This is a genomic window from Streptomyces sp. NPDC111516, from assembly GCF_055635345.1.
In genome coordinates this window covers 1-10996 of record NZ_JBVKBV010000056.1, presented here as the reverse complement: position 1 = coordinate 10996, position 10996 = coordinate 1, and the positions used below count along the sequence as shown (strand labels likewise).

Here is a 10996-nt window from a genome sequence, read left to right as displayed (position 1 = left end):
GCAGCCGCAGCCGCAGCCAAGAGAAGTAGCCCCGGTGGCTTCCTGAACGACGCGTGACATCACGGAGGCTGTGACGAGCTTTGAGGCAGACCTGGCCGTGGCACACACCAGCCTCCGAAGAATGATCCGAGAGGAGAACAGGAGCCGCCGATCTCGGCTTCGGCGGCCCGGACGACGACCCCGACGACTCGGTCATCGTCACCGGCCGCCTGGCGACCCGCGGCCCAACGCTCACCGACGCCCAGAAGGAAGCGAACCGGCTGGTCAGCCGCGAACGAGCGACGAACGAGCGCGGCTGCGCCGACCTGCGGCGACCGCCGCGCGGTAACCGGCGGCACCGTCGTGCCCTCCGGCCAGGTGGTCGTGCGGATTACCCGGCAGCCCGGTGAGAGCTTCCTGGACCGGATGAACCTGCTGGTCGAGGGCGCGAACCGCCAGAAATGCGGCTGAGAATGTCCCTGTACATCGGGGGGCTGCTGCTTGTGCTGCTCGCCGGCGGGTTGGCCTGGACCGTCTGGTTCCAGGACGGTGACGGCGAAGACCTCGGAGACCGGTGCCAGGGCTCCCTCGCGGTGGAGGAGGCGCGGCAGTTCTTCGGCGGCGCCAGGCTGAAGGCGCGCGGTCACACCGCCGACTGGGGCGGCTACGACTCCCAGTGGTGCTCGGTCTGGGCCGAGGGCCAGGACGGCGGGCCGGTCCTCAAGCTCCGGGTATGGCCGCGGGCGGCCTACCGGGCGAGCGGGCCTGCCGCGGACGAGTCGGCAACGCCGATCGGTCACGGTTGGACCGGGTCCTTCGTGAGCGGGCATTCGCCGGGAGCCGCTGTGCTGGTCGACTGCAAGGCGATGGCGGGCGCCGGCCTTCTTGTCGCGGCCGGGACGAGCCGGAAGTCGGAGGATCTCTCCGCCCGGCAGGTGCTCCAAGTGGCACGTGTCGCGACGGAGACGGCGCGTCGTGCAGCCGGCCGCGCCAAGTGCGAGGGAGCACTCGGCGAACGTCCGGGAACCGTCGACCGCGCGGAGTGGACGGAGCGGACCGTCGGCCGGGCGACGGGCACGTGCCGCGGCGTGGTGACCGGGCCTGAAGCTGCTCGGCTGCGCGTGACCGACGTCACCGAGAAGCCTGCGGGACGTGCACTGACGGAACAATGCGAGATGAGCCGGGGCGAGTTGGGCCTGTTCAGTATGACCTCCTACTACGGGCCGTCGGCGGAGGAGGAGATGTATCTCGACGGCAAGTATCCGGGAACGGTGAAGGGCGCCTACACCCGCACCGCCGAATGCGGGGGCGCCATCGGGACCGCCTACTTCAAGCTCGTGCGCGTCAAGGACAGGGCGGCGGAGGGCGCCCTCGGAATGCATGGCACGAGTGATCCCGCGGCGCTGAAGCGGCTTCTGGAGTCGTACGCCACCGCCTCGGGCAAGCGGCACGGCTGCCCCACCTCCTGACTGCTTCCGCCGGGCTGCGCCCACTCGCCCTGCTCGTCACCCCGGGGCAGCCCCACGACGCCACCGTCACTGTCACCGCGCTCCGGCCCCGGTTCCGTTCGTGAGCTGCCGGATGCGTCGCAGGTGTGCGGGTGGACCTTCGCGTCTGAATTCCGCCAGCGGGCCACGGGCGAGCCTCCGACGCTGGACCCATGACTGCGTACACGCCCCTCCCCATCCCTCCCGCCGCACTCGAAGAACTCCGCCACGTCGATGACGCCGGACAGCCACTGCGGCGGTACACCGCACGCGAGGATGGTGTTCCCCTCGACTGCGTAGGCAGTCCGCTGCGGTGTTGCCTGCGGGCCATCGAGCCCGGCGAACGAGTCGCACTCGTCTCCTACGCGCCGCTGCGCCGCTGGGCGATGGCGACCGGAGCCGAGCCCGGGGCCTACGACGAAGCGGGGCCGGTATTCATCCACGCCGATGAATGCGAAGGCCCGCGGGGAGTCCGGGGCTATCCCTTCGCCCGTCCCGGTGCGCTGCGCACCATCCGCCGCTACGACGCCGAAGGACACATCGTCGGGGGACGCTTCTTCGAGATCCCCGACAACGCCGAGGCCGGGTTCGACCGGGCATTCGAGGAAGCGTTTACCGAGCCGGAGGTGGCACTGGTACATGTGCGGGCCCTGGAGTACGGCTGCTTCCAGTTCGAGGTGCGGCGCCCGAGGACCCTGCCCAACGGCGTCGTCACCCGGGCCCTCGCGGGGTAGTGGGCGCGGGCCGGGCGGCTCCCTTGACGGGGGATGGGCGCGGGCATACCGTCGCGAAGAGTACTGAGCAAGCGCTTAGAGAGGTCGTTCGTGCCGCACATCGACCCGATCCCCGCCGCCCCCGACCCGGAGGCCCGGCCCCCTGCCGCCGCTGCCGACGAAGCAGTCGCCGCCCGTGCCAAAGCCGCGCTCACCGGCCCGGGAGCCCCGTTCGCCGTGGTGCGGGTGGAGGACGGGGCGCACGCGGGGTCGCTGGTGTACGCGGACGGACCCAGGACGCTCCGTGAATTCGTGGAGACCACGTGGGCCTTCGGGGACCGGCCGTTCCTGATCGCGGAGGAGCGCCGCTACTCGTACGCCGAGTTCTTCGCCGCCGCGTCCGCGCTCGCGTGCCGGATGACCGGGACGTACGGGCTCCGCCGTGGCGACCGGGCCGTCGTCGCGATGCGCAACCACCCGGAGTGGCAGATCGTCTTCTGGGCCGCACAGCTGGCCGGTCTGGTCGCCGTGCCGCTCAATGCCTGGTGGACGGAGGACGAGTTCACGTACGCGCTGGACGACTCCGGGCCGCGGGTGCTCCTGGTGGACGGCGAGCGGCTGCCGCGAGTCGCCGGCTGGGCGGCGAAGAACGGCGCGCGCGTCGTCGTCTGCCACGCGGAGGGGGAGGTTCCGGACGGCGCCGAGCGGTACGAGGACCTGCCCGAGCCCGATCCGCTCGCCGCGCCCCCCGAGGTCGAGATCCGGCCCGAGGACGACGCGACGATCATCTACACCTCCGGCACCACCGGCCGGCCCAAGGGCGCCGTCGCCACCCATCTCGCCCAGGTGGGGGCCGTACTCAACCCGCGCTACCACGCGGCCGCCTCCGCGCTCGGGCGCGGGATCATCCCGGGGCAGGGGCCCGCCCCCGTGACGCTGCTGACGTTCCCGTTCTTCCATGTCGCCGCGTTCACCGGCTTCTACGCGGCGATGGCGGCGGGTGGCACCCTCGTCCTGATGCGGAAGTGGGACGCCGAGGAGGCGCTCCGGCTGATCCGTGAGCACGGCGTCACTCACTTCGCCGGTGTGCCGGCGACCGCGCTCCAGCTGCTCGCCGCGGCCGAGCGGACGGGCGACGGCCTGGAGAGCCTCCAGATGCTGAACACCGGCGGGGCCGCCGCCCCGCCCGATCTGGTCGCGCGGCTGACGGCCCGGCACGGCGAACGGATCGAGCCGCGCAACGGCTACGGCCTGACTGAGACCAGCGGGGGCGTCCTGGCGAACTTCGGCGCCGAGTACCGGCTCCACCCGGGCAGCGTCGGCCGGCCGACGCCCACCACCGAGGTGCGCATCGCCGGTCCCGCGGGCGAGGCGCTGCCCGAGGGCGAGGTCGGTGAGCTGTGGCTGCGCGGCCAGTCCCTCGTCCGCGGCTACTGGCGGGACGAGGCGGCGACCGCTCGGGCGTTCACCGACGGCTGGTTCCGGACCGGTGATCTCGCGGTGGTGCGGGAGGGACGCGTCGATGTGGTCGACCGGATCAAGGACATGGTGATCCGCGGCGGCGAGAACGTGTACTGCGTGGAGGTCGAGGCGGTCCTGCACGACCATCCGGACGTCGAGGACGCGGCGGTGCTGGGGGTGGCGCACCCGGTCCTGGGCGAGGAGGTCGCGGCCGTTGTCCGGCTGCGGGCCGGTGCGACCGTCACGGCCGAGGAGCTGCGGGCGCACGTCGGGCGGAGCCTGGCCGCGTTCAAGGTCCCGGCCCATGTGCTCGTACGCGAGGAACCGCTGCCCCGGAACTCGACCGGGAAGATCCTCAAGCGGGAGCTGCGCGGGCCCGCCGAGGCGGAGGTGCGGCGGCCGGCGGGGGGTGTGGTCAGGGGCGAGTGATCCGGACGCGGTAGTTCCCGTTGTCCTGCCTGTCGACCACGGATATGCGTATCCCGTCGGCCCGGTCGGTGAAGGTCTGGCCGGGCTGGAAGGGGGCGTCGGAGAGTTCGGCATGCACATTGGGCAGCCGGGTGCAGCCGCCGCTGTCCTTGGTGCTGTCCGCGACGGACACCGGCCCCTGACCGGTGTCGACGTCCGTGCTCACCTTGTAGATGAGCACGCCGGGGCGGCAGACCGACTGGTCGTTGCCCGCCTGTGTCCGTACCTCCACCGCGTAGCCGGATACGTCGCTCAGCGGGACGAACGCCAGCTTCGTCCCGCCGCGGGTGGCCAGTGGTTCGAGGACGTGGTCGCTGGTGCCGGGCCTGGCAGCGCAGCTGATCTGCTTGTTGTCCAGCCAGCCGAGCTTCCACTTGTGCCAGCCGAGCAGGTCGTTATTGGCCCCCCAGTCCTCGGACATGATGTCCCAGTGCCCGGCCGCGCCGCCGCCCTCCACGGTGTAGAGGTCGGGAAGGCCGAAGATATGCCCGTTCTCGTGCGGCAGGACGCGGAATCCGTTCTGCTTGAACGACCCCGAACCGTCGTCCTGGTGGCTGTAGATGAAGGACGTGTTGCCGAGGGGTGCGCCGTCCGCGTGCGGTGCGTCCTGATTGCCGGAGAAGGTCACGGACAGGACGGTGTCCAGGGCGGAGGGCCCGGCGTTCGGTGTGACCAGGATGTTGACCAGGTCGTACCTACTGAAGTCGACCTTCGGATCGGCGGCGGCGACGATGTCCTGGACGAGGTGGTGGTAGCCCGGTTCGTACGGTGATCCGCGCTCGATCCCGTACTCCGAGAACGGCAGTGGCATCCGCAGCCAGGACTTCACGGGGGCGTCGGGGACGTAGGTGAGTCGCCCGTACGAGGCGGTCCGGAACCAGTTGATGGTCTGCGGGAAGAATTCGGCGAACCGGTCCATCGCCGGTTCGGGGCCCGGCGCGTCCGGGAAGTCGACCATGAGGTTGAGGGCGTGGATCCTGCCCGTGGAGCGGGCGTAGCCCTGGGGTGTCGGCATGCCTTCCGACATCTGTACGCCCATGGTCACCGGTATTCGGCACGGGGTTATCCCCGCGGACCTGGCGGTGGCCGCCGCGCCGGCCGAGGCCCGGCTGGATATCGGAAGGGTGCTGCTGGCCGAGGCCATGGTGGCGATGACCAGGGCTGTTGCCGAAGCGAGCGCGATCGGGTGGCGGTGCCTGCGTATCCGGTGGCGGGGATTCTGCATATAGGCGCCTCGGGGTCCGCGGCAGTCGGCCGGCCCGGACTGCACTCTGCGGATCAGCCTGTGACGGGTGGTGCGGCACCGCTCGTTGAGTGCGCCGATCGGTTGGTTTTCCCGTTCCGGAGGTGTGGGTCAGGTCACATTGTGCTGGGGAAATAACCGGGGACCATTTCCCCGTTTGAACGTGTGTCCCCGCGAACCGGGGAGGTGGTCCCCGGTTACGGAAGGGGGTCGCCATGAAGAACGAACAGCGTCGCGGCGACGAAGGGCGTGGCGACGAGAGCCGGACGGGTCAGCAGGCCCGGAGGCTCCAGAAGGTCTCGAAGAGCAGGAAGAGTCGGAAGGCAGGGACAGTCGTCGTGGATACCGTCACCCGCGCCGCCACCGGAGCGGCGCAGCCCCGGACGACCCGTCCGCGGGCGGACGCGCTGCGCAACCGGGAGCGGATCGTAACGGCCGCGCGCGAGATGTTCGTCGAGTTCGGGCCGGATGTGCCGCTCGACGAGGTGGCCCGCCGGGCCGGCGTCGGCAACGCCACGCTCTACCGGAACTTCCCCGACCGGGCCGCGCTGACGCACGAAGTCGTGCTCGCGGTCACCTCCCGTACCACCGAACGCGCGGAGGAGGCGACGGCCGAGGAGGCCGATCCCTTCGCCGCACTCAGCCGCTTCGTGCACGCGGCGGCCGACGAACGGATCGGGGCGCTCTGCCCGATGCTGTCCGGCGGCTTCGACAAGGACCATCCCGAATTGCTCGCCGAGCGCCGACGTCTCGAAGAGGCCGTCGAGGGGCTCGTGTCGCGCGCCATGTCCGCGGGGCGCCTGCGTACCGACATCGCCGTCGGTGACGTGTTGGTCGCCCTCTCCCAGCTCACCCGGCCGCTGCCCGGCATCGGATGCCCGGGCATCGACCGGTTCACCCACCGCCATCTACAGCTGTTCCTGGACGGACTGGAGGCCCCGGCCCGGTCCCGACTGCCCGGAACGGCGGCGACCTTGGAGGATCTGCGGCGCCGGTCGTGACGCCCGCACCGGGCACGCCACCGGGCGGCCGGTGCGCCTCGACCGCGCCATTCACTTCATGACCCGGGCTTTCACGCCTTGCCCTCTCGCACCTCGCCCTCCCACGACCCGCGTCCTGGCGACTTTCGTCCTCTCCCGACCCGCGCTCTCACCGTCTTCCCTTTCACCGCCCGCCCTTCGCCGACGGTCGCTGTCTTCGACCGTCCCTGACCGACTGCCCGTTCGCCGACCTCTCGGTTCATGACCTCGCGCGCCCGCGTGCGCCCTTAGGTGGATACCTCCATGCCCAAAACAGCCGACATCCGACTCCCGGACCCCAGCCGCTGGAAAGCGCTGGCGTTCATCGCCCTCGCGCAGCTGATGGTCGTACTCGACGCCACCATCGTGAACATCGCGCTGCCGCACGCCCAGACGGCCCTGGGTATCTCCGATGCCAACAAGCAGTGGGTCATCACGGCCTATGCCCTCGCCTTCGGCGGGCTGCTGCTCTTCGGAGGCCGGATCGCCGACCTCTGGGGCCGAAAGCGGACCTTCGTCGTCGGCCTGATCGGCTTCGCCCTGGCCTCCGCGCTCGGTGGTGCGGCGCAGAACCAGGGCATGCTCTTCGGCTCCCGTGCGCTCCAGGGCGTCTTCGGTGCACTGCTCGCCCCGGCGGCCCTGTCCCTGCTCGCCGTGATGTTCACCGATGCCAAGGAGCGCGCCAAGGCGTTCGGTATCTACGGTGCGATCGCCGGTGGCGGTGGCGCCGTCGGCCTGATCCTCGGCGGCTTCCTGACCCAGGCGCTGAACTGGCGTTGGACGTTCTTCGTCAACATCCCGTTCGCGGTCGTCGCGGCCCTCGGCGCGTACTTCGTGATCCGTGAGCCGGCCGGCAGCCGCAACCGCTCGTCGCTCGACATCCCGGGCGTCGTCCTGTCCGCGCTGGGGCTGGTCTCGCTGGTGTACGGATTCACCCGCGCCGAGTCCGCAGGCTGGTCGGACCCGCTGACCATCGGCATGTTCATCGCGTCCGGTGTGCTGCTCCTGGCGTTCGTCGTGACCGAGTCCCGGGTCTCGTCGCCGCTGCTGCCGCTGCGCGTCCTGCTGGACCGCAACCGCGGTGGCGTCTACCTCTCGCTGGGTCTGGCCATCATCGCGATGTTCGGGCTGTTCCTCTTCCTGACGTACTACCTGCAGGTCGTGAGGGGCTACTCGCCGATCAGGACGGGCTTCGCCTTCCTCCCGATGATCGCGGGCATGATCACCGGCTCGACGCAGATCGGTGCCCGGCTGATGACCCGGGTCCCGGCGCGGAAGCTCATGGGCCCCGGCTTCCTGACCGCCGCCGTCGGCATGCTGCTGCTGACGCAGCTGGAGATCGGCTCCTCGTACACCACGCTCATCCTGCCCGCGCAGCTCCTGCTGGGCCTGGGTATGGGTACGGCGTTCATGCCGGCCATGTCGCTGGCGACGCACGGTGTCGAGCCGAGGGACTCGGGTGTCGCGTCCGCGATGGTCAACACCTCGCAGCAGGTGGGCGGCGCGATCGGTACGGCGCTGCTGAACACCATCGCCGCATCGGCCGCGACGGCGTATGCCACCTCTCACGCCGCGCTCGGTGCCACCGACCCGGAGCTGCTGAAGCTCCAGTCGATGGTGCACGGCTTCACCGGCGCCATCTGGTGGGCCGTCGGCATCCTGGTGGCGGCCTCCGCGATCGCGGTGACCTTCATCAACGCCGGTCGTCCCTCGGCGACCGTGGTGGGCGGAGCCTCCGGTTCGGGCGACGCCGACGGTGTCGAGGACGAGTTCAAGGTCCCGGTCGTCGCCCACTGACCTGGTCGTGCGACCTGAAGCGGGCCGAACGAGGCTCTGCCCCGGTTCCGTTCGACGGGACCGGGGCAGAGCCTTTTCGGCGGGCGGCTCAGCGCAGCCAGGGCAGATCCGCGTCCGTGCCCTCCGGCTGCAGTCCGGTGGCGACGACCTGCATGATCTCGCCCAGCGAGCGCACCTGCTCGGGAGTGAGCCGGTCGAACATCGCCTGGCGCACGGCGCTGACATGGCCCGGCGCGGACCGGCGCAGCATCTCGTAGCCCTCGTCGGTGAGGACCGCGTTCTGGCCGCGCTTGTCGGACGGGCAGTCCTCGCGGCGCACCCAGCCGCTCTTCTCCAGCCGCGCGACGGCGTGCGAGAGCCGGGAGCGGGTGATCTTGGCGTCCTTGGCCAGCTCGGTCATCCGCTTCCGGTGGCGGGGCGCCTGGGAGAGCTGGACGAGCAGTCCGTAATAGATGTGCGGCATGCCGGCATCGCGCTGCAGCTGACGGTCGAGATGGTCCTCCATGAGCGTCGTGGCATGGAGATACGCACGCCAGACGCACTGCTCTTCGTCGGAGAGCCAGCGGGGCTCGCCGGGGGATGCCGGGGTCATGTACTCCACTGTACGACCTTTTCTTGAAAGTTTAACTAGATGGAGCTAAGGTCTCGGGAGGAGGAACTTGAAGATTAAAGAACTTCCTTCCTTCTCGAAGACACCTGTAGAAGACTTACCTCGATCAGCAGCGGATGGGGAGTGCCATGACTGTCACCGCGGAGCGCATGCCCGCCCTCTACCTCTCCCACGGCGCACCGCCGCTGGCCGACGACCCGCTCTGGCCCGGCGAACTGGCCGCCTGGTCCACCGGGCTGCCCCGCCCCCGCGCGATCCTGATGGTCTCCGCGCACTGGGAGGAGGCCCCGCTCGCCCTCGGCGCCACGGAGACGGTCCCGCTCGTGTACGACTTCTGGGGATTTCCCGAGCACTACTACCAGGTGCGGTACGCGGCCCCCGGCGCCCCGGCGCTGGCGGAGAACGTGCGCAAGCTGCTGCGTGGTGCCGGTACGCCGGTCCAGGACATCCCGGACCGCGGGCTCGACCACGGGGCGTACGTCCCGCTGGTGGAGATGTTCCCGGACGCCGACATCCCGGTACTCCAGATCTCCATGCCGACCCTGGACCCGCAGCGGCTGATGGACATCGGGCGCAAGCTCGCGCCGCTGCGCGACGAGGGCGTCCTGATCGTCGGCAGCGGCTTCTTCACCCACAACCTGGCCGCCCTGCGGCATGCGGGCGGCGGCACCCCCGGCTGGTCGGCGGAGTTCGACGACTGGGGGAGGCGGGCGCTCCAGGCGCAGGACATCGACGCCCTGCTGGACTTCGAGCACAGGTCCCCGGCCGGCCGGCTGGCCCACCCGCGCACCGAGCACTTCGCGCCGCTCTTCGTGACGCTCGGCGCCTCGGAGAACGAGCTGGACCGAGGCCGCAGCGTCATCGACGGATTCTGGATGGGACTCGCGAAGCGGTCGGTGCAGTTCGGCTGAGGGCCTGTCGGGTCCTGTCGCGGGTTCGGCAGGTCCGTCACGGCGTCGGCGGGTTCAGTTCGATCGAACGGAGCGCCGCGGCGAGGGCCGTGGCGTCTCCGACGTCCAGTGCGGTGTCGGTGAACTTGATCGTGTGGTCGTCGCCGTGCGCCGCCGCCCGTGCGAAGAGCTCCTCCGCGGACGCGGCAGCCGGTGCGTACGGGGCCGGCTCGGCCGGGCTGTAGGCGGCGGTGACTGCGGCACTCGCCGCCCAGGCGGCCCGCAGGCTCGGCGCCCACAGCGCGCTGGGGAGCGCCGGGAGCGTGCGCAGCACGGCATTGGGTGCGGTCGCGGCGTGCACCAGCATGATCGGTTCGGTGTAGCCGTGCGTGGCATAGCGGTGGGTCGCGGCCCGCACCAGCTCCTCCAGCCCGGTCCGCGCCTCGTCCGGGTCGTCGGCGAACCGCCGCGGCCACATCGGGAAACCGGTGAGCTGCGCGAGCCGGTCCCGGATGCCGCCACTCTGCTCGGGCACCGGCGGTACGGAGTCCAGCGCGGCCGCGGCGCTCGGGGCGGCCGGGAGCTGCGTCAGCAGGGGCAGCGGCTGGTGGCGGGCGGCCCAGTAGCCGAGGCCGTGGGCCAGCTCGGTGATCCGGGGCGCGCTCGTCACACCGGCGAGCAGGGTGCGCACGGAGTGGCCGACCCGGATCACCGGATGGGTGGCGCCCGCCGCTATGCCCGGCAGCAGCCGTGGCCACCACTCGGCCAGGACCTCCCGCCAGGGGCGGTCGGCCGTCTCCCGCTCGAAGTACCGCGTCCAGTCCGCGATCCGGCGCGGGTCGCCCAGGGCCTCGCGCCAGTTCGCCGCCGTCACCCGGGACGCGGTGTCCGGCATGTCCTCCAGGTTGTGGCTGTAGTGGTCGAGCCATCGGTGGACGGCCGCCGCCTGACCGTGCCGGACCAGCGCTTCGACGGCCATCGGGCCGTGATTGCTCAGCCAGCCGTTCCGTTCGGGACCTGCGGTGTGGAGGCGCTCCAGCGCCTCATCGAGGGTGCCTGTGGTGTCGTAGGCGGTCTTGTCGTGGCCGCTGCCGGTCGCGTCGTGGCTGCCGGCGGCGGCGTGGTCGTCGGTCGCGTCGTGGCTGCCGGCCGCGTCGTCCATACGGTTGCCCATGTGGTCGCTCATACGGAAGCACGCTAGGCGCGGCGCCCGCGGTGCGTAACGGGCGACGGGCCTAGGCCCAATGCCGTTCGGTTAGCCGTCTGGTGGGCTTGGCAAGGGGTTGTGCTCGATCTGGATGGTGGTCCTGTGGGTTCGGTGGTCGATGT

General features: G+C 70.9%; 9 protein-coding genes. 6 read left to right on the top strand and 3 right to left on the bottom strand.

The genetic code is table 11. The annotated features are described in order from the left end of the window. Nucleotides 1-452: 452 nt before the first annotated feature. The 3 genes from ACZ7L9_RS37845 (at nucleotide 453) to ACZ7L9_RS37835 (ending at nucleotide 4069) form a co-directional block, all read left to right on the top strand. Nucleotides 453-1448: a hypothetical protein gene (locus ACZ7L9_RS37845; protein ID WP_471422061.1), complete on the top strand. Its 996-nt coding sequence runs from the start codon at nucleotides 453-455 to the stop codon at nucleotides 1446-1448. Nucleotides 1449-1639: 191 nt separating this feature from the next. Then, nucleotides 1640-2200, top strand: a complete 561-nt coding sequence (locus ACZ7L9_RS37840; protein ID WP_471422060.1) for a DUF1203 domain-containing protein — start codon at nucleotides 1640-1642, stop codon at nucleotides 2198-2200. Between the two features lie 90 nt (nucleotides 2201-2290). Then, entirely contained in the window at nucleotides 2291-4069 is a 1779-nt protein-coding gene (locus ACZ7L9_RS37835) for a class I adenylate-forming enzyme family protein (RefSeq protein ID WP_471422059.1), read from the top strand. Here the strand turns inward: ACZ7L9_RS37835 and ACZ7L9_RS37830 are convergent. Then, on the bottom strand, nucleotides 4056-5333 hold the full coding sequence (locus ACZ7L9_RS37830; protein ID WP_471422058.1) for a M6 family metalloprotease domain-containing protein: 1278 nt from the start codon (nucleotides 5331-5333) through the stop codon (nucleotides 4056-4058). The genes ACZ7L9_RS37835 and ACZ7L9_RS37830 overlap by 14 nt on opposite strands. A gap of 356 nt (nucleotides 5334-5689) precedes the next feature. Here ACZ7L9_RS37830 and ACZ7L9_RS37825 point away from each other — a divergent pair, with 356 nt between their 5' ends. Together ACZ7L9_RS37825 and ACZ7L9_RS37820 are read left to right on the top strand one after the other, a co-directional pair. Then, the gene (locus ACZ7L9_RS37825) at nucleotides 5690-6352 is read left to right on the top strand and encodes a TetR/AcrR family transcriptional regulator (RefSeq protein ID WP_471422062.1); all 663 of its coding nucleotides are present in this window, start codon (nucleotides 5690-5692) and stop codon (nucleotides 6350-6352) included. 282 nt (nucleotides 6353-6634) lie between these two features. Then, the gene (locus ACZ7L9_RS37820) at nucleotides 6635-8167 is read left to right on the top strand and encodes an MFS transporter (RefSeq protein WP_471422057.1); all 1533 of its coding nucleotides are present in this window, start codon (nucleotides 6635-6637) and stop codon (nucleotides 8165-8167) included. 88 nt (nucleotides 8168-8255) lie between these two features. Here the strand turns inward: ACZ7L9_RS37820 and ACZ7L9_RS37815 are convergent, their stop codons facing one another. Further along, on the bottom strand, nucleotides 8256-8768 hold the full coding sequence (locus ACZ7L9_RS37815; protein WP_471422056.1) for a MarR family winged helix-turn-helix transcriptional regulator: 513 nt from the start codon (nucleotides 8766-8768) through the stop codon (nucleotides 8256-8258). A 137-nt stretch (nucleotides 8769-8905) separates the two neighbouring features. On the opposite strand from ACZ7L9_RS37815, the gene ACZ7L9_RS37810 reads away from it, so the two are divergent. Then, nucleotides 8906-9688 (top strand): dioxygenase family protein, encoded by a 783-nt coding sequence (locus tag ACZ7L9_RS37810; RefSeq protein WP_471422055.1) that lies wholly within the window; start codon nucleotides 8906-8908, stop codon nucleotides 9686-9688. Between the two features lie 37 nt (nucleotides 9689-9725). Here the strand turns inward: ACZ7L9_RS37810 and ACZ7L9_RS37805 are convergent, their stop codons facing one another. Beyond that, on the bottom strand, nucleotides 9726-10853 hold the full coding sequence (locus tag ACZ7L9_RS37805; RefSeq protein ID WP_471422054.1) for a questin oxidase family protein: 1128 nt from the start codon (nucleotides 10851-10853) through the stop codon (nucleotides 9726-9728). Between the last annotated feature and the right edge of the window lie 143 nt (nucleotides 10854-10996).

Excerpts from the sequence above, each read along its gene's own strand:
- ACZ7L9_RS37845 (WP_471422061.1), top strand. The coding sequence starts at position 453 with ATGTCCCTGTACATCGGGGGGCTGCTGCTTGTGCTGCTCGCCGGCGGG.
- ACZ7L9_RS37840 (WP_471422060.1), top strand. The coding sequence starts at position 1,640 with ATGACTGCGTACACGCCCCTCCCCATCCCTCCCGCCGCACTCGAAGAA.
- ACZ7L9_RS37830 (WP_471422058.1), bottom strand. The coding sequence starts at position 5,333 with ATGCAGAATCCCCGCCACCGGATACGCAGGCACCGCCACCCGATCGCG.
- ACZ7L9_RS37820 (WP_471422057.1), top strand. The coding sequence starts at position 6,635 with ATGCCCAAAACAGCCGACATCCGACTCCCGGACCCCAGCCGCTGGAAA.
- ACZ7L9_RS37810 (WP_471422055.1), top strand. The coding sequence starts at position 8,906 with ATGACTGTCACCGCGGAGCGCATGCCCGCCCTCTACCTCTCCCACGGC.
- ACZ7L9_RS37805 (WP_471422054.1), bottom strand. The coding sequence starts at position 10,853 with ATGAGCGACCACATGGGCAACCGTATGGACGACGCGGCCGGCAGCCAC.